18 protein-coding genes are annotated in these 17,596 nt (G+C 70.9%); 11 read left to right on the top strand and 7 right to left on the bottom strand.

Annotated elements, in window-relative coordinates; genetic code table 11:
- Positions 1–35 precede the first annotated feature (35 nt).
- Positions 36–1,259 (top strand): NAD(P)/FAD-dependent oxidoreductase, encoded by a 1,224-nt coding sequence (locus ABWO84_RS12275; protein ID WP_353114915.1) that lies wholly within the window; start codon positions 36–38, stop codon positions 1,257–1,259.
- Between the two features lie 139 nt (positions 1,260–1,398).
- Here ABWO84_RS12275 and ABWO84_RS12270 read toward each other — a convergent pair whose 3' ends face one another.
- Genes ABWO84_RS12270 through ABWO84_RS12255 form a run of 4 tightly spaced genes read right to left on the bottom strand, consistent with a single transcriptional unit; the run spans position 1,399 to position 4,228 of the window.
- Positions 1,399–2,205 (bottom strand): MerR family transcriptional regulator, encoded by an 807-nt coding sequence (locus ABWO84_RS12270; RefSeq protein ID WP_353114913.1) that lies wholly within the window; start codon positions 2,203–2,205, stop codon positions 1,399–1,401.
- Between the two features lie 60 nt (positions 2,206–2,265).
- Positions 2,266–2,952, bottom strand: coding sequence for a hypothetical protein (locus ABWO84_RS12265; RefSeq protein ID WP_353114911.1), 687 nt, complete (start codon positions 2,950–2,952; stop codon positions 2,266–2,268).
- Positions 2,952–3,845, bottom strand: a complete 894-nt coding sequence (locus ABWO84_RS12260) for an ABC transporter ATP-binding protein (protein ID WP_353114909.1) — start codon at positions 3,843–3,845, stop codon at positions 2,952–2,954. Before ABWO84_RS12260 ends, ABWO84_RS12265 begins: the two co-directional genes overlap by 1 nt.
- Positions 3,842–4,228, bottom strand: a complete 387-nt coding sequence (locus tag ABWO84_RS12255; protein ID WP_353114907.1) for a GntR family transcriptional regulator — start codon at positions 4,226–4,228, stop codon at positions 3,842–3,844. Before ABWO84_RS12255 ends, ABWO84_RS12260 begins: the two co-directional genes overlap by 4 nt.
- 134 nt (positions 4,229–4,362) lie before the next feature.
- Between ABWO84_RS12255 and alr the strand changes: the two genes are divergently transcribed.
- Together alr and ABWO84_RS12245 are read left to right on the top strand one after the other, a co-directional pair.
- Complete coding sequence (gene alr, locus ABWO84_RS12250; protein ID WP_353114905.1) at positions 4,363–5,616, top strand: alanine racemase; 1,254 nt, start codon at positions 4,363–4,365, stop codon at positions 5,614–5,616.
- A complete protein-coding gene (locus ABWO84_RS12245; protein ID WP_353114903.1) occupies positions 5,613–6,644 on the top strand; it encodes a D-alanine--D-alanine ligase family protein in 1,032 nt (343 codons plus the stop codon). The genes alr and ABWO84_RS12245 overlap by 4 nt, the downstream gene beginning before the upstream one ends.
- Here the strand turns inward: ABWO84_RS12245 and ABWO84_RS12240 are convergent.
- A complete protein-coding gene (locus ABWO84_RS12240; RefSeq protein ID WP_353114901.1) occupies positions 6,635–7,114 on the bottom strand; it encodes an SRPBCC domain-containing protein in 480 nt (159 codons plus the stop codon). The two genes, ABWO84_RS12245 and ABWO84_RS12240, sit on opposite strands and share 10 nt — an antisense overlap.
- 16 nt (positions 7,115–7,130) lie before the next feature.
- Between ABWO84_RS12240 and ABWO84_RS12235 the strand changes: the two genes are divergently transcribed.
- Both ABWO84_RS12235 and ABWO84_RS12230 read left to right on the top strand, forming a co-directional pair.
- Positions 7,131–7,445 (top strand): ArsR/SmtB family transcription factor, encoded by a 315-nt coding sequence (locus ABWO84_RS12235; RefSeq protein ID WP_353114899.1) that lies wholly within the window; start codon positions 7,131–7,133, stop codon positions 7,443–7,445.
- A gap of 284 nt (positions 7,446–7,729) precedes the next feature.
- Positions 7,730–8,194 (top strand): hypothetical protein, encoded by a 465-nt coding sequence (locus ABWO84_RS12230; protein WP_353114897.1) that lies wholly within the window; start codon positions 7,730–7,732, stop codon positions 8,192–8,194.
- Positions 8,195–8,313: 119 nt separating this feature from the next.
- On the opposite strand, the gene ABWO84_RS12225 is transcribed toward ABWO84_RS12230, so the two are convergent.
- Positions 8,314–9,624, bottom strand: a complete 1,311-nt coding sequence (locus ABWO84_RS12225; RefSeq protein ID WP_353114895.1) for an MFS transporter — start codon at positions 9,622–9,624, stop codon at positions 8,314–8,316.
- A 73-nt stretch (positions 9,625–9,697) separates the two neighbouring features.
- Here ABWO84_RS12225 and ABWO84_RS12220 point away from each other — a divergent pair, with 73 nt between their 5' ends.
- Complete coding sequence (locus ABWO84_RS12220) at positions 9,698–10,276, top strand: winged helix-turn-helix domain-containing protein (protein WP_353114893.1); 579 nt, start codon at positions 9,698–9,700, stop codon at positions 10,274–10,276.
- A gap of 159 nt (positions 10,277–10,435) precedes the next feature.
- On the opposite strand, the gene ABWO84_RS12215 is transcribed toward ABWO84_RS12220, so the two are convergent.
- Positions 10,436–12,535, bottom strand: a complete 2,100-nt coding sequence (locus ABWO84_RS12215; protein ID WP_353114891.1) for a DUF5107 domain-containing protein — start codon at positions 12,533–12,535, stop codon at positions 10,436–10,438.
- A 158-nt stretch (positions 12,536–12,693) separates the two neighbouring features.
- On the opposite strand from ABWO84_RS12215, the gene ABWO84_RS12210 reads away from it, so the two are divergent.
- The 5 genes from ABWO84_RS12210 to ABWO84_RS12190 are packed head-to-tail and all read left to right on the top strand — an operon-like array spanning position 12,694 to position 17,580.
- Positions 12,694–13,560, top strand: coding sequence for a nucleoside hydrolase (locus ABWO84_RS12210; protein ID WP_353114889.1), 867 nt, complete (start codon positions 12,694–12,696; stop codon positions 13,558–13,560).
- Between the two features lie 40 nt (positions 13,561–13,600).
- Complete coding sequence (locus ABWO84_RS12205) at positions 13,601–14,905, top strand: sugar ABC transporter substrate-binding protein (RefSeq protein WP_353114887.1); 1,305 nt, start codon at positions 13,601–13,603, stop codon at positions 14,903–14,905.
- A 1-nt stretch (position 14,906) separates the two neighbouring features.
- On the top strand, positions 14,907–15,851 hold the full coding sequence (locus ABWO84_RS12200; protein WP_353114885.1) for a carbohydrate ABC transporter permease: 945 nt from the start codon (positions 14,907–14,909) through the stop codon (positions 15,849–15,851).
- The gene (locus ABWO84_RS12195; RefSeq protein WP_353114883.1) at positions 15,848–16,684 is read left to right on the top strand and encodes a carbohydrate ABC transporter permease; all 837 of its coding nucleotides are present in this window, start codon (positions 15,848–15,850) and stop codon (positions 16,682–16,684) included. The genes ABWO84_RS12200 and ABWO84_RS12195 overlap by 4 nt, the downstream gene beginning before the upstream one ends.
- Positions 16,681–17,580, top strand: coding sequence for a ribokinase (locus ABWO84_RS12190; RefSeq protein ID WP_353114881.1), 900 nt, complete (start codon positions 16,681–16,683; stop codon positions 17,578–17,580). Before ABWO84_RS12195 ends, ABWO84_RS12190 begins: the two co-directional genes overlap by 4 nt.
- The last annotated feature ends 16 nt before the right edge of the window (positions 17,581–17,596 follow it).

Genomic DNA, 17,596 nt, shown 5'->3' with positions numbered 1-17,596 from the left:
GGCGGAAGTGCGCCCGGGCTACTCAGGAGGACGCAATGGCGCGGTCGATCGTCATCGGTGCGGGCATGGTCGGTCTGGCGACCGCCTGGCATCTGCAGGAGCGCGGTGTCGAGGTCACGGTCATCGATCGGGTCGGCGTCGCTGCGGGGTCGTCGTGGGGCAACGCGGGCTGGCTGACCCCGGGCAAGACCATCCCGCTCGCCGACCCGTCGCTGTGGACCTACGGGCCGAAGGCGCTGCTCGATCCCGATGCCGCGCTGCATGTGCCCTTCCGGGTGGATGCCGGCCTCTGGTCGTTCCTCGCGCAGTTCGCCGCGCACGGCACGAACCGGGCGTGGGACAAGACCATGGCCGACCTCACGCCGATCGACAGGATCGCGCTGGAGTGCTTCGACGAGCTGACCGACGGCGGCGTCGACGCCTGGACCCGCGAAGGGCCGTTCGTGATCGGCTTCCGTGAGGAGGCCCACTCGAAGGGGTTCCTGCACGAGGTGGAGGGCGTCATCCGTCACGGCCAGGAGGTACCCTTCGAGCGGCTGGACGACCCGAGCGGGCTCGCCCCGGTGCTGTCCGACGCGGTGAAGGTCGCCTACCGGCTGGAGAACCAGAGGTTCCTCGAGCCCGCGCCCTTCGTCGAGGCCCTCGCCGCGGCGGTGGCCGAGCGCGGCGGCGAGCTGATCACCGGCCTGGAGGTCACCGATGTCGCCTCCACCCGCAGGCCGGTCGTGGCCCTGTCGAACGGAGAGCGTGTGGAGGCCGATTCGGTCGTCATCGCGACCGGCGCCTGGATGCCGAAGCTCGCGCGCTCCCTCGGCGTGCGCACGCGGGTGCAGGCGGGACGCGGATACTCGTTCACGGTCGGGACGGCCGTGCCCCAGGAGCATCCGGTGTACCTGCCGTTCCAGCGCATCGCCTGCACGCCGTATCAGGGACGGTTCCGGATCGCAGGGACCATGGAGTTCCGCGGACCGGACGAGCCGTTCCAGCCGCGTCGCATCCAGGCGATCATCGCCCAGGCGCGTGAGCTGTTCACGGGGGTCGACCTCGACGACCGGCAGGACGAGTGGGTCGGTTCGCGTCCGGTCACCCCGGACGGACTGCCGCTGGTGGGGGCGACCCGCGCGCCGAACGTCTACGTCGCCGGCGGCCACGGGATGTGGGGGATCGTGCTCGGGCCCGCGACCGGCAAGCTGCTCGCCGAGCAGATCACCACGGGCCGCGTCGACCCCGCGATCCGCCCCTTCGACCCGCTGCGCTGAGCCCGCGGCCTGAGGTCCCGCGGTCCCGGGGCCCCTTCCGCGGTCCCGTCTATTCGTCGCAAAGTACCGGAATCCGAGCCTGGAAAGCGCACTCTGTGACGAATAGACGGACCGGGAGCACGGCGCTCCCCGGAGGGGATCAGGAAGCGGGAGCCACGGGCTGCTGCAGCTCCGTCACCCAGTCGCGCTGGTCGTCCGACACCGCGCGCACATAGAGCTCCCGGCACGGCCCCGACGGCGCCATGCCCCGGCCCAGGATCTCCTCGTGGAGCGACATCCAACTGCTCCCGATCCCGTCCATCCCGCCCAGGTGCACGCCGCACACCGCGGTCTCCACGGCGGGGAGCTCGACGATCTCGATCCCCTCGAGGGGAGGCCCGGCGTACGCGTAGCCGACGGTCAGATGCATCCCGTCGTCGCGGGACTCGTACTGCGCGATCGGCGTGGTCAGCGCCTCCCCGCGCCGGTCGAGCACCTCGGAGACGGCGTCGAACAGCGGGCCGACGAGGGTTCCGATCTCGGGCTGGTCCGCGGCGATCGCGGTCCTGGCGGCGAGGCGCACGGCGCGCAGCGGCTTCTCGATGACTTCGATACGGGACATGTGGTTCTCCTCTTCGATGAGCCGGAGCCTCCGCTCGACGTCGACGAGTCTCGCGGCCGCGATCCGGTGCTCGCGCTCGACCTCGGCCCGCCGCTCGCGCAGCAGTCCGGTGAGCCGGGACACGTCGACGCCCTCCTCGAGGATCGAGGACACGTCGTCCAGCCCGAAGCCGAGCTGGCGCAGCGCGACGATCCGGTGCAGCCTGTCGAGCTGCGACGGATCGTAGGAGCGGTAGCCGCTGAACTCGTCCACGTGCGCGGGCACGAGCAGACCGGCCGAGTCCCAATGCCGCAGCATGCGGTGGGTGACTTGGCCGATCTGCGCGAACGCTCCGATGGACAGCATGTATCCGTTCTCCCGTCTTCCACGGTGTGAGGGTCAAGCGCGCGGAGCCGCCCGGGCGTGTCAGGGGGTCGCGCGCCGCAACCCGAGGTACGAGATCGCCGAGAGGACGACGATCACTCCGAGGCTCATCAGCGCCAGGGAGGTGACGCCCGCGCCGGCGAGGAAGTCGCCGACAGCGCCCCAGAGGTCGAGCCGCGTGAGCAGGAAGACCAGGCCGACGAGGGCGAACCCCAGCAGGGAGCACACCACGGTGAACGCCATCGGGCCCCAGCGCCGGTAGATCGTCGCCCCGATGAAGCCGAGGCTGAACAGCAGCAGCGCCAGTCCGAAGTACGTGAGCGCGGCGACGAGCGGCCCGGCCTCCCAGACCCAGGCGAGGCGGAAGAAGTAGCCGTTGAGGCCCCAGCCGTGGGTGAGGTCCTCGATCCAGCCGCCGAGCAGGAAGAGCAGGGCGAGCACGACGGCGCCCGCCGCCGCGGTGAGCATCGTGCCGAGGAAGAACTCCCGGCGGGTGACGCTCATCGCCTGAGAGAACGGGAAGGTGAGGTTGAGCGAGAAGATCCCGATCGCGAAGAAGTACCAGAGGGGCGCCTGCCCGGCGCCGCCGTACTTCGGGCCGGGGTACGGAATCAGGGCGAAGACGAGGATCGAGAGCGCCAGCGCGCCGAACAGGATGATGAGCGGCATCCAGATGAACGTCTGCCGGTTGATGAGGTGCAGGCGCACCACGTTCGCGATGCGGGACATCAGCGGACCTCCTCGAATTCTGCGGCGCCCGCCTGGGTGAGGCGCACGATGAGCTGCTGCAGCGAGACCGGCGCGAGGTCGAGCCCCGCGGACGTCAGGGCCGTCCGGTCCTCGGGGGCGAGGGCGCCGAGAACGGTGACGGATGCCACGCGTCCGAGCGCCTCCCGGTGCAGGACCTCCCGGCCGGAGGCCCAGGCGTCCACGGCGGCCGCGTCGCCGACGACGGTCGAGGCGCGGTCGCGGACGGCGTCGGTGTCCTCATCCAGGAGGATGCGTCCGTTGTCGATCACGATCACCTTCTCGAGGAGGTTGGCGACCTCGTCGATCAGGTGCGACGAGAGGATGATCGTGCGCGGATGCTCCGCGTAGTCCTCCAGCAGCCGGTCGTAGAAGATCTGCCGGGCGACGGCGTCGAGGCCGAGGTACGGCTCGTCGAAGAACGTGATCTCCGCGCGGGACGCGATGCCGATGATCACGCCGACGGCGGAGAGCTGCCCGCGGGAGAGCTTCTTGATCTTCTGCCTCATCGGCAGCTGGAAGTCCGCGACCAACCGGTCGGCGAGCTCCTGGTCCCAGTTCGAGAAGAACAGGCGGGCCGCTTTCAGCGCATGGGTGGGGGTGGCGTCGTCGGGGTACTTCTGCCCTTCGCGCACGAAGCACAGCCGTGAGAGCACGCGAGCGTTCTCATAGGGCTCCTCGCCGAACACCCGGACCTCTCCCGAGGTGGCGAAGTTCTGCGCGGTCATGATCGACATGAGCGTGGTCTTCCCGGCGCCGTTGCGCCCGAGCAGGCCGTAGATGGTGTTCGACTCGATCGTGAGGGAGACGCCGTCGAGCGCCTTCTTGTCGCGGTACTGCTTGGTGAGGCTGCGCGCCTCGATGACGGCGGTCATGCCGTTGTCCCTTCCGTGCGGGGGCCGTCCGCGGCGCGTTCGCGCAGCAGATCGGCGAGGTCTTCGGGGCCGAGGCCGAGGGTGCGGGCCTCGGCGAGCAGCGGGTCGATGTAGCGGTCGGCGAAGGCGGAGCGGCGCTCGGAGAGCAGGATCGTCCTCGCGCCCTCCGTGACGAACATGCCGATGCCGCGCTTCTTGTAGAGCACGCCCTTCTCGGTGAGCATGGCCACTCCCTTCGCAGCGGTTGCCGGATTGATGCGATAGAACGCGGCGAGCTCGTTGGTCGACGGCGCCTGCGCCTCCTCGGCGAGGGATCCGTCGACGATGGAGTCCTCGATCGCCTCGGCGATCTGCAGGAACAGTGCTCGGCCGTCGTCGATCACAGACGCTCCTCGTGGTGTATTGGTTACTTACTCGACTAAGTAACCACATAACCCCGGGATATGTCAAGAACATATCGTCCGCATATCGAAAACCGGATACGGGCGGGCAACATCCGTTGCGATGCACTGGATGCATGACCGTGAAGACCGCGCCCGCACGACACGTCTCATCGATCCCGGCCGCCCCCGTCCCGGTCGCCGTCCACGCCGCCGCCGGGGGGCTCGACCGGCGAGAACGACGACCGGAACGGGGACGGGCGGGGTTCGAGAGGCCGACGCTCGTGATCGATCTCGACGCGGTCGCCGCCAATGTACGCACGATCGCCGGCCGCACCTCCGCCCAGGTCATGGCGGTGGTCAAGGCCGACGCGTTCGGCCACGGCATGGTCGACGTGGCGCGCGCCGCGCTCGCCGCAGGGGCCTCCTGGCTCGGCGTGACCGATGTCGCGGAGGGGCTCGAGCTGCGCTCGCCCGCCGAGGGCCCGGGCATCGGCGCACCGATCCTCGCCTGGCTGCACCCGTCCGGGATCGATGTGGCGGGCGCCGCACGCGGACGCATCGACATCGCCGTGTCGTCCCCCGACGAACTGCTCGAGGTGATCGCCGAGACCCTGCGGATGCCCCGCCGCGCCGGAGGTCGTCCGATCCACGTGCACCTCAACGTCGACACCGGGATGGCACGGGGCGGCGCGGCGCGTGGCGACTGGCCCGCCCTCATGGCGCTCGCCGCCCGGCATGCGCGCGCCGGCGACATCGTCGTGGCCGGGCTGATGGGACACCTCCCCGATGCCGACCTCGGTGATCCCGTGCGCAACGCTGCGGGGCTCCGCCTGCTCGATGAGGCGGAGGGGCTCGCCCGCGCGGCCGGGCTCTCCGTGCCGCTCTCGCACATCGCCGCGACGGCGGCGACCCTCACCGATCCCGCCTCGCACCGGCAGCTCGTGCGGATCGGAGCGGGCCTGGTCGGCATCGACCCCTCCGGCACCACGCCGTTGCGGGAGGCCTCCCGCCTCACCGCGCCGGTCGTGCACAGCTCCCGAGTGCCCGCGGGCACGGCGATCGGCTACGGGGGCGTTCACGTCACGCCCGATGCGACCAACCTCGCGGTGCTGGGCGTCGGATACGCCGACGGCATCCCGCGGGCGATCGCTCCCGACGCGTCCGTCGCGATCGACGGGGAGAGGTTCCGGGTCGTCGGCCGGGTCTCGATGGACCAGGTGGTCGTCGACACGCGTGATCGGAGGTTCGCCCGCGGGGCGATCGCGACCGTGTGGGGCCCGACCGGGGCGGCGGCGCCCACCGTGCGCGACTGGGCGCGCTGGGCGGGCACGATCCCGCACGAGATCGTCACCGGGGTCGGCCCGCGAGTGCGGCGGGAGACCGCATGACCGCACGGATCGCGGTGATCGGAGGGGGGAGCAACGTCGAGCACGACGTGTCGCTCGCATCGGCGGAGGGCGTGGCCGCGGCGTTGACCCGCCGAGGCTATGCCGTCGAGCGGCTCACGATCGGGCGCGACGGCGAGTGGACGGCCGGGGAACCGGCGGGCCGCGGAACGGGGGAGGGCCCCGAGTTCGGCGCCTCGACAGGATCGGGGATGCGGCGGCGGAGGGCGCAGGGGCTCGCCGTCGCGACGGAGGTGCTCACCGAGGCCGACGCGGTCTTCCCGGCGGTGCACGGTCCCCTGGGCGAGGACGGGGCGCTCGCCGCACTGTGCGCGCTCGCGGGGGTGCCGGTCGTCGGCTCGGGGCACGTCGCGGGCGCCATCGGCATGGACAAGCACTTCTCCAAGCTCATCGCCCGGGATGTCGGCGTGCGCACGGCCGCCGGACGCGTCGTGACGATGTCCGACGGGGACTCGATCGAGCTCGACGGCGAGGCGGTCGTCAAGCCGGTCGCGTCCGGATCGAGTCACGGTGTCTCGCTCGTGCGCGGCCTCGACGACCTCGGCGCGGCTCTCGCCGGCGCCTGCGCGGTGGACGCGAGCGGGGGCAGGGCACTGGTCGAGCCGCTCGTCCGCGGTCGCGAGATCGACGTCGCCGTGCTGCGCGAGGCGGACGGCACGCGCTGGGCGGCACCGGCGCTGGAGATCCATGCGTCGGGCCTGTTCGACACCGCGACGAAGTACGACGGCTCCGCACGCTTCACCGTGCCGGCGGAACTGCGCGCCGACGAGGCGATGGCCCTGGAACGGGCGGCTCTCGCGGTGTTCGACGCGTTCGGCTGCCGGGGGGTCGCGCGGATCGACTTCTTCCTCACCGCCGACGGGCCGGTGTTCAACGAGATCAACACGATGCCGGGACTCACTCCGGCGTCGCAGGTCCCCCGGATGTTCGCGGCGGCGGGCGTCGACTACGAGGAGCTCGTGCACCGTCTGGTGCAGGGAGCCCTGCGCGGCCGGAGGGCTCAGGCGTAGAAGCCCTCGCGAAGGTTGATGCCGTGCTCGACCCAGACCTTCATCGCCGCGAGCATCCCGGTCCAGCCCTCGCAATTGCCGAAGGCGCTCTTCGCGCCTGCGCCCGTCGCGTTCCACGACTCCTCGGTGATGGTGACGAGCGTGCGGGTGTCGTCGTCGATCGACGAGAAGGCGAAGGTCGTGCGGGTGCGGCCCGACTCGTTCGAGCCCGGGGCGGCATCCCACTCGATCACGATGCTCTCGTGGGGGACGGCTTCGACGACGGTCACCGGAAAGCGTCCGGGGAAGTCGGCGAAGTCCCAGGAGACGTCGGCACCGGCCTCGAGGCGTCCGCGGGCACCGCCGGTCGTGAAGTAGCGGGACAACTGCGCGGGATCGGCGACCGCTTCGTAGACCTCGGCGCGGGGGCGTCCGACGCGGCCCGACACGCTGAACGAGAGGGTGCTCAGAGGGGTTTCGTTCTCAGACATGTTGTAAGATTACAACATGTCGATTGAGGAGGGAAGGGACGATCTCGTCTTCAAGGCGCTCGCCGCTCCCGTGCGGAGGAGGATGCTGGATCGCCTGCGCGAGTCCCCCTGCACCACGGGCGAGCTGTGCGCCCGTTTCCCCGAGCTCGATCGCACGACCGTGCTGCAGCATCTGCGGGTGCTCGAGCGCGCGGAGCTGGTGATCGGCGAGAAGCGCGGCCGGGAGCGGCGGCTCACCCTCGCGCCCCTGCCGATCAAGAGGATCCACGACCGCTGGATCGGCGACTACGCGCGTGCCGCCGTGCAGCTCCTCGACGACCTCGACCGCTGACCTCCGGGGCCCCGGGCCTGGGGTCTCCGGTTCCGACCCGTCTATTCGTCGCAAAGTGCCGGAATCCGGGCCGGGAAAACGCACTCCGTGACGAATAGACGGAGAGGGGGGCAGGGGCGAGGGGGAGAGGGAGGGCGCGGGGTGCGGGGCGCCGCATCCGCTAGGCTCCAGGGACGCGCACCCGGGTCAGCCCCCGATTTCCTCAGGGTCGCGGATCTCGATCGAAGCCCGGGACCATCGCCGCGCCGCGGCGTCCCGCAGGAAGGAAAGTGGGGGATCTGCTGATGATCATCTGGAGAGGCTGGGGCGTTCTCGCGTTCGTCTACGCGGCCGTAGCGATGATGCTCTTCGGAGGGCTGATGTCGACGGTCGTCTCGAAGCAGGCGCTGCCGTTCAGCATGGCGATCGGCCTGATCCTCGCCGCGGTCGCGACCTGGTTCACCGGAGTGGCGCTGAACCGCACCGCGCCGCAGCGGAAGATCGACACGTGGTCCGAGCAGCGCCGGGCGCAGCTGGACGAACTGGTCGCGACCGGCGGGTTCTCCCTCGGGCCCGGGCAGCCGCAGCCGCGGTCGGAGGCGGAGGCGCGTCAGATGGCGGACGCCCTGTTCCAGCACGAGCAGGAGCAGGCGAAGGGCCTCATGAACAGGCACAGCATGTTCTGGCTCCCTCTGCAGTACTGGGCGTTCGTCTGGGCTGCGTTGGCGCTCGCCGTCGTCGTGCTCGGGATCACCACCCTCGGCCGATGAGGGGCAGCCCTGCGCGGTCGGTCGTCACCGTGCGGTCGGGGAAGCGGCCCGTGAGCTTCGTGGAGTCGAAGCGGCTGTCCCGGCGAGGCGGCGGCTCGCGGATCTCCGGGGGTGCCGGATCAGGGCGTCGGGACGGATGCGGCCGTCGGGGTGGGCTCGAACCGGCGGGCGTGCGCCGCCCAGCCGGCCTCGGCCGGCAGTGACCTCAGCCCCCGGTTCGCGAGTGCGAGCAGTGCGGCGATCGCGCACAGACCCGCTCCGATCAGGATGGTCCCCTCTCGACCGATCAGGGTGAGCCCGAAGCCAGCGACCAGCGGGGCGAGCGGCATCGCGCCCATACCGAGCACGTTCGATGCGCTGCTGGCCCGCCCCATCATCGCGCTCGGGGTGGCGACCATGAAGTACCCGCCCAGCGCCGCGTTGATCGGTGCGAGCATCAGCCCGGGCACGATCATCACGGCGATGATCCAGAGCGGTTCGTGCACGAGGGCGACCGCTGCGGATCCTACGGCGAGCAGCACGAGTCCGGTGATGAGCAGCTTCCCGGCGCCGATCCGGGCAACGAGGGCGGAGGCGGTCAGGGCGCCGACGAGCGTCGCCGCGCCGAGGCCCGTGCTGATGAGGCCGATCACCGCAGTCGAGTATCCGCCCTGCTGGAGCGAGTAGATCACCGTCGTCATCGCGACGTTGATGCCGAGATTGATGATCGTGAGGATCACGAGAGAGCCGCGGAGATCGGCGCGTGAGAACAGCCAGGTGAACCCCTCCCGGATCTCGCGGAACGCGTTCGGCTTCCGTGTGCCGCCCTCCGGGAGCGAGCCGGATGCCGGGGCGGTTGCGGGCTCCGGCGCCGCGGGTCCGCTCATCCGCGGGATCAGGGCCGCCGCCACCGCCGCGACCAGATGGCAGGCGGCCATCACGGCGCCCACCAGCCAGCCGCCGACCACGAGCAGAGCCCCGCCGAGGGGGCCGCCGGCCAGCTGCAGGGCGGCGTCGCGCGCCTGGTTCGCGGCCTGTGCGCGGCCCATCGTGTCGTCGGTGACGACCTCTTTCAGGGCGCTCTCGCCGGCGGAGTTGAACAGGCCGGCGCCGATGGCCAGCAGCACCTCGACGACGAGGAGCGTGGTGAACGAGAGCGCGCCGGTGAGCGCGAGCAGGGTGAAACCCGCCGCGATGACCGCGCCGAACACCGAGCCCAGGATCATCAGCCGCACCCGGGGATGACGGTCGGCGAGCACTCCGCCGTACAGCGTGAGGACGAGGCGCACGGCCATCCCGACCGCCCCGATGATGCCCGCCTGCGCCGGGTCGTTCGTCACGATGAGCGCGAGGAGCGGCACGGCGAACCCGAAGAGCGTGAACGCGAGACCCTTGCCGGTGTCGCCGATGAGCCAGGCGACGTAGCGGTGGTTGCGCCAGAGGGAGGTCATGGGGACACGATAATCCCGCAGTCAAAATTGCGCAAGTAAAGTCGCGCAATTTTATCTGAGTATACTTCGGGGCATGAGCGAGCAGGAGGACCGCGGCGACAGGGCGATGACGACGGCGATGCTGAAGGCGTTCGCCAACCCGTTGCGGCGGCGGATCCTCCAGGTGTTCGCGACGCACGAGTTCGTGCGGGCCGCCGATGTGGCCGATGTGATCGGAGAGCCCGCGAACAAGGTCAGCTTCCACCTCCGGGTGATGGCCGATGCCGGACTGATCGTCGAAGCGCCCGAGAAGGCGCGCGACCGTCGCGATCGCGTGTGGACGCCGGTGCGCGGCGCGTTCACGGTTGGGTCCCCCGAGCATCCGGTCGCCGATGAGACGCTCGGCAACGCCGTGCTCGTCGCGCTCGCCGAGGACCACATCGAGCTCGTCCGGCGGGTGGCGACGTGGTCGGCCGAGTACATCGCCGGGCGCGCGGCCGAGGATCATGCCACGTTCTCGCGGCACAGTCTGCGTCTCACGCCGGAGGAGTACCGCGAGCTGAACGAGACCCTGCATCAGCTGATCCTCGATGCCGAGAAGGCGCACGATCGCGATGCCCCGGACGTGCGCACCTGGCAGCTCGACATCGTCGCCGCCGACGACACGATCTGACCCCTCCGGTCAGCGGAGGGCTTACGCCGCTGGCCTGCTCCTTCGTGGCCCGCGCCCGCTGCCGCCTCCCGCCGGTCTGCGGGGAAGGGATGCCGGACCCGGCGCGCGACGCCCCGGAGCAGCGGCGCGCCGAACCCGGAACGCGAGGGCGCGGCGGGGTCAGGCCTCGGGGGTCATCGAGAAGTCGTAGTGCGGAGGCACGGGGCGGTCGTCGAAGGCCTCGCGCCAGAGCGCCGACATGCTCAGCTCCCCCTCGCGCAGATCGGGGACCTCGAAGGTGTCCTCGAGCAGTCGTCCCGCGGCCTCGCGGTCGCCCTCGGCCAGCGCGGCCCGCACGGCCAGCACGCGGAACCGTCCGAGCGCCCGCACCTCGGCGGGAAGCTCGGCGAGCAGGCTCCGCAGCCGGCGCAGCCGCCCGGCCCGCAACAGGGCGTCACCGAGCTCCAGGGCGATCGGCGTGCTCTGCGGGGCGAGGCGGTGCGCACGCCCGAGCGCGGCGATGCCCTCGGCTTCGTCCCCCTGTGCGAGCGCCGCCTGCCCGGCGCCGCGCGCGGCCCAGGCGGTCTCCTGCTGCTCGTCCGCCGCCGCGTACAGCTCCCGGGCTCGCGCGAGCCCGCCGGATGCGTGTGCGATCACCGCCCGGTGATACGCCGTGAGCCAGGTCTGCGGCGCCCGTGCGAGCAGGCGCTCCCAGGAGGCCCCGGCGACATGGGATGCGGGGGCGTCGGCGCTCCCGGCCGCCGGGACTCCGCCCGTTCCCGGTCGTTCCGCAGGCTCCGAGGGTTCCGCGGATCCGGCCATGCCCGTGGCGGGTTCCTCCGAGGGGTCCGAGCCCGCACCCCCGGCCCCTGAGCCCGCTGCCGCCCCGAAGGCGCCGGCAGCGGCCCCGGCGGCGACGCCGCTGTCCGCCGCACCGGTGACCGCGTCGAGCAGCCCCGCCCAGTAGGCGCCCTCCGCGCCCTCCCGGGAGAAGCGCACACCGGGAAGCGTCTCGAACGTCTCACCCGCCCACGCGGCGAGCTCCTGTTCGAGCGCACCCCAGGGCGCACCCTCCGACAGCGGCTCCCCCGGTGCGGCGTCGGCGACGACGTCGAGCCGGGCGATCCCCGCGGGGTCGAGCGCCTCCGCCGCGGCGAGGACGTGCGCACCGACCGCATCGGTCGCCTCCGCCCAGCCGGCGGAGCGGCGGTGGTCGTCGACCTGCAGCGGGAGGAAGGTCTCCGTCCATTCCCAGGTCGCCCCTCCGGGCATCGGGACGTGCTCGTACTGGGTGGTGGTGAGCCCCGCCTGGATCTCGAAGTACGGGCCGCCCAGCCACTCGCACCAGCGTCGTCCGCCGGTGGTGTCGCCCCAGACGAACAGCTTCCGGCCGGTGAGCGGCGCGTTCGACAGGTGGGCGAAGCCGGCGCCGTCGGCGCCGAGCGCGGCGATCCAGGGGCGCACGTCCACGCCGAGGTCGGCGGCGTGCCCGACGGTGTCGAAGAAGTAGTCGGCGGCCTCGGGCGCGTGCGCCGGACGGTTGTCGAAGTCGTCGAGCCCGACCCTCTGGAGCGATCCGTCGTATCCGGTGCGGTAGGCGTGCCGTGCCGGGGCGTACACGCGGCTGCCGGCGTTCTGGGCGACGGCGATGTTCGTCCACCAGTACATCCCGGTCTCGGCCGCGCGCGGATTGCGCACCCGCACGCGGACGTGCAGGGCCGGCGCTCCGGCACCCAGCGTCGCGTCGATCTGCACGATCAGGCCGCGCACGCGCTCGTACTCCCACATCCGCAGCACCGGCTCGCCGTCGGGTGCGGTGACGACCGCGGCGTAGAGCGGGTCGCAGGTGAGGGGCCAATGGCCGCGCATCCCGATGTTCCACTCGGCGCCGCCGGAGAACCAGGCGTCTCGCAGCGCGAGGTTCGCGGGCTGGAAGATCGCGTTGCGGTAGAGGAGGTCGCGTCCGGTGGTCTTGTCGACGAGCGCGATGAGCCGGCCCCCGAGGCCCAGCGCGAACTCGGCGCGGATGTGCCCGTTCTCCAGCACCGCGAGACGCATCGGCGCGTCGGTCCTGTCGCGGTCGTAGGAGTCCTGCAGCAGGTAGGGGTGGATCGACGTCACCTGTCCGTAGCGCAGGCCCCGCGCGATGTCCTCCGGCAGTCCTTCAGCGGACGCCTCATAGGGGGCCTGCGGCATGGTCGCGACGGCGGGGAGCGGGTTCGCTGCGCCGACGGCGGCGGAGGGGAGGACGTGGTCGACGATCGACAGCGATGCAGTCATGGGGTCAAGTATCGCGGGATCGCCTGACGTCGCGGAAGAGGCGGAGCGCGGCGCGCCGGGGGCCGGATCCCGGTGGCGTTGCCCAACCGTATCTACTCGTGTAGAGTCACGAGCACGCCCCGATCACGGAGCGCCCGCAGGAATCGAGACAGGACCCCATGACCGCTCCGCACCCCACCGGCTTCGCGCTCGACACCGACATCGGCACCGACGTCGACGATCTGCTGGCGCTCGCCATGATCCTCGGCAGCCCGGAGCTCGATCTGCAGGCGGTCGCGACCGTCTACGGCGACGTCGCGCTGCGGGCGCGGATCGTCGCCAAGGTCTTCGCGACCGTCGGGCTCACGCCGCCGCCCATCGCACTCGGCGAGGCGGAGACCCGATCCGGCCGCGCGGTCTGGTGGGCCGGCCACGAGGGTGAGACGATCCCCGACCTCGCCGCACAGACGTTCACCGCCGCCCGTAGCGGCGTGGACGAGCTCGCCGCGGCCGAGACGGTCGCCGCGATCGGACCGCTCACCAGCATGGCTGCCGCGGTCGAAGCCCCCGGCGGCGCGATCCGCCGCGTCGTCATCATGGGCGGGGAGTTCCGTACCGGCGTCGTCGAACACAACATCCGCTGCGACATCGCCGCCGCGGCGGCCCTCTTCGCCTCCGGAGTGCCGGTGCTGGCCGTCGGGCTCGACCAGACCGAGCGCATCCGCCTCAGCCACGCCGAGCTCGACCGCATCACCTCATCCGGGCCGCTCGGCGGGATGATCGGTGCCGAGATGCGACGCTTCTGGCAGTTCGCCGAGCAGGACTACAACGTGCCCCACGACCCGATCGCGGTGCTCACCCTCGCCCGTCCCGACCTGTTCCGCGTCGAGGCCGGCACCATCACGGTCGACGCCGACGGCCCCGATGCCGGGGTCACCCGCTTCGCCCCCGGCGACGGACCGCACGCGATCGTCGCCGACATGGACGTCGAGGCCGTCGGTGCCGAGATCCTCGACCGGATCCTCGCCGCGACGCGGCTGCCCTGAGAAACCCGACCCCGCAACACACTCAAAGAGGAGACATCACATGACTCGCACAGCACTGCGACTGGGCGGCATCGCCGCCGTGGTCGCCGTCGGAATCACCGCGCTCGCGGGCTGCGGCGCCGCGTCGTCGCCCGACGAATCCGGAGGGGACGGCAAGGTCACGCTGACCTTCGCGAACGCCGACCCCGCGGAGACCTGGGCGAAGGCGATCGAGGGGTTCCAGAAGGCCAACCCCGACATCACCGTCAAGCAGCTGAACATCCCGTACGCGCAGTACACCAGCACCATCAACCAGCGGATGGCCGGTGGCGGCGGCGACATCGACCTCATGGTGGTCGACGCGGGCGGTGCGGTGGCCGACTGGGCGACCCGAGGCTTCCTCGCCGACATCTCCGACCTGAAGGACGCGGCGACCAAGGCGGCCGTCAGCGAGGACATGGTCACGTCCCGTGAATACAAGGGCAAGCTCTACGCCCTCGAGACCTGGACCACGTCGCAGTTCCTCTACTACAACGCCGACGTGCTGAAGAAGGCGGGCATCGAGCCGCCCTCCTCCGACCCGACGAAGCCCTGGACCTACGAGCAGCTCACCGCGGCGGCGCAGAAGATCAAGGACGCCGGAGCTGCCGAGTACCCGTTCCTCTTCGACCAGTGGGACTCGTACTACCAGCTGCAGATGGTCGGCCGCTCCGCCGGGGGCGGCGACGGGATCGACGCTGACGGGAAGGTCGACTTCGACAACCCCGGATGGCAGAAGGCGCTGAGCTGGTACCACGGGCTGTTCGAGTCGGGCCTGTCGCCGCGAGGCATCACCAACGACAAGAACGGCGCGCTCTTCCAGACCGGCAAGGCCGGGTTCATCGTCTCCGGGCCCTGGGGCGTTAGCGTCGCCGAGGCGGGGAAGGTCGCCTACGGCGTCGCCCCCGCTCCGTACTTCGAGGGCGGCGAGAAGGCCACGTCCACCGATTCCTGGGCGGTCGCGGTGTCGGCGAAGTCGAAGAAGCAGGATGCGGCGAAGAAGTTCCTCGAATATCTGACGATCGACCCCGAGGGCAACGCGAAGTCGGCGGAGGTCGCCGGCATCACCCCGACCAACAAGGAGGCGTATGCGGCCTACGCCGAGAAGATGAGCGCCGTCGGCGGGGAGGCGACCGCGAGGTTCGGCGAGATCCTGCAGTACCAGCTCGAGAACAACGCCGTGCACCGTCCGGCCGTGCTCGGGTACAGCGTGTTCGAACCGGGCGCCGGGCAGATGTTCTCCGACATCCGCAACGGCTCCGATCCGATGGACCGCGCGAAGCAGGCCGACAAGGACATCGCCGAGCAGATCTCGCGACTGAAGTGACATGACCGACACCTCACAGCGGTCTGCGGCGACGGGGCACCCCGTCGCCGCGGACCACCTCTCCGGCAGGCGACGCCGATCGAAGCTCGCCCGCAACACCCTCATCGCCCTCGCGATGCTCGCCCCCGCGCTCATCACCCTCATCACGATGCGGGTGATGCCTCTCGTCAGCGCGATCGGGCTCAGCTTCCAGCACGTCTCGCTCGCCACCGGCGAGACGACGTTCGACGGCCTGGCCAACTACGCCTACCTCTTCACCGATGCGAACTTCTACTCGGTGCTCGTGGTGACCCTGGTCTTCAACCTCGTCCTCAACCCGGTGGTGGTGGTCCTCTCCACCGCGCTCGCCCTGCTGCTGGTGCAGAACATCCCTTTCGTGGGCTTGTGGCGATCGATGATCTTCGTGCCCGCCGCGGTGCCCGGCGCGGTGGTGGCGCTGATCTGGAGCACCGCGCTGCAGCCCGACGGTCTGGTCAACGGCATCCTGAAGGCGGTCGGCCTTCCCGCGCAGCCCTTCCTCACGTCGGCCAACCAGGCCGCGTTCTCGATCGGGATCATGGTCACCTGGGGAGCGCTCGGCTACTGGATGATCTTCATCATCGCGGGCCTGAAGGACATCCCTGGTTCGCTCTACGAGGCGGCCGCGCTCGACGGCGCCGGCTGGTGGCGCCGACTGTTCTCGATCACGCTCCCGCTGCTGAAGCGGCCGATGGCATTCGTGCTGATCGCCTGCACGGTGGGCTCGTTCCTGCTCTTCGCACCCGTGCAGATTCTCACCAAGGGCGGGCCGAACGGATCGACGAACCTCATCATGTACGACATCTACAACCGCGCCTACCTGCTCGGCGACCTCGGCGTCGGCCAGGCCGAGGTCGTGGTGCTCATGGCGATCCTCTCGGTGATCGTGATGATCCAGTTCCGGATGCTGCGGGAGGACCGCTCATGAGGCGCTCGCGTCGCGCCACGGTCGTGCTCACGATCGCGGCGGCTCTGGTCGCGGTCTCGGTGTTCCTGCCGCTCTGGTGGGTGTTCGCCTCATCGATGCGCCCCGGCAACACCTACGTCGAGAACATGACGCCGCTGTCCTGGCTGGCGTTCATCCCGGCCGGCGGCGACTTCAGCAACTACAGCGCACTGGGGTCCGGGGCCTTCCTGCTCGGACTGTTCAACAGCTTCCTCGTCGCGGGCCTCACGATCGTGATCGGCCTGGCGATCGCGATCCCCGCCGCCTACGCCCTCGCGACGATGCAGTTCGTCGGCCGCGGCCTGGTGTTCAGCTTCATCATCGTGGTGGCGATGATCCCGTTCGACGCGATCGCGATCCCGCTGTCCTCGCTGTTCCAGGGCTGGGGGCTCTCCGACTCCTATGCGGGCCTCATCCTGCCCGCCCTCGCGAACGGCTTCGCGATCTTCGTGATGCGCCAGTTCTTCATGGGCATCCCCTCCGAGCTCATCGACGCCGCGGAGGTCGACGGCCTGGGAAGGTTCGGTACGCTGTGGCGGATCATCCTCCCCCTCTCGAAACCCGCCCTGATCGGAGCCGGCATGATGCTGTTCCTCTCCCAGTGGCAGGCCTATCTCTGGCCGCTGCTGATCGGCACGTCGCCCGAGCGCCAGCTCGCGCCGATCGTGCTGGCCAACCTGAGCACCCAGTTCACGGTCGACCTCGGCCAGATCCTCGCGGGATCCTTCGTGCTGAGCATCATCCCGATGATCCTGCTGCTGTTCTTCCAGAAGCAGTACACCGAATCGCTCTCGACGACGGGACTGAAGGGATGAGCGGGCGGATCGCGGTCGTCGGATCGCTGAACCTCGACCGCACCCTCGTGGTGCACCGCCTGCCGCAGCCGGGGGAGACCGTGCACGCCACCGACTCCCTGGAGTCGCCGGGCGGCAAGGGCGCGAACCAGGCCGCCGCCGCGGCACGGCTCGGCGGCGACGTGGGCCTCATCGGCGCGGTCGCCGACGACGCCGCCGGGCACACGCTGCGCGAGGCGGCGACGGCCGCGGGCGTGGACGTGACCCGGGTCGGCACGCTCCCCGGACGCACCGGGCACGCGACGATCCTCGTGGACGAGGAAGCGGAGAACGTCATCATCGTCGACTCCGGGGTGAACCTCGATGTGACGCCGGAGCAGGTGCGGACCTCGTTCGGCGCGCCCGACGTGGTGGTCACCTGCTTCGAGATGAGCGACCCCGTGGTGCAGGCGGCCGCGGAGGCGTCTTCGGCGGCGGGAGCCGTTCTCGTGCTCAACCCCTCGCCGTTCCGCGATGTGCCCGAGGGGCTGCTCGCGATGGTGGACGTGCTGGTGGTGAACGAGCACGAGCTCGCGGGTCTTGGCGGCGACGCGGAGGGGACGGACGACGCTCTCCGGCAGGACCGCGACCGGCTGGGATCCGGTGTGCTCGTGGTCACGCGCGGGGCGCGCGGGGCGCTCGTCGTGCAGGGCGACGAGGTGGTGCGGGTGCCGGCCGTGCCGGTGAAGGCGGTCGACACCAGCGGATGCGGCGACGCGTTCCTCGGGGCCTTGGCGTCACGGATCGCGGCGGAGGACTCCGTCGTCGAGGCCGTGCGCTTCGCGGTGACCGTGGGCGCCTTCGCGGCGACCCGTGCGGGCACGCAGGCGTCCTATCCGGATGCCGCCGAGCTGGAGGCCTGGCTGGCGGGACGCTGAGGGTGCGCAGGTGCGG

The sequence above is a fragment of the Microbacterium sp. genome (genome assembly GCF_040394595.1).
Classification (GTDB): Bacteria; Actinomycetota; Actinomycetes; order Actinomycetales; family Microbacteriaceae; genus Microbacterium.
Note: the sequence above shows the minus strand (reverse complement) of the source record. Positions and strands in the feature narration are given on the sequence as shown.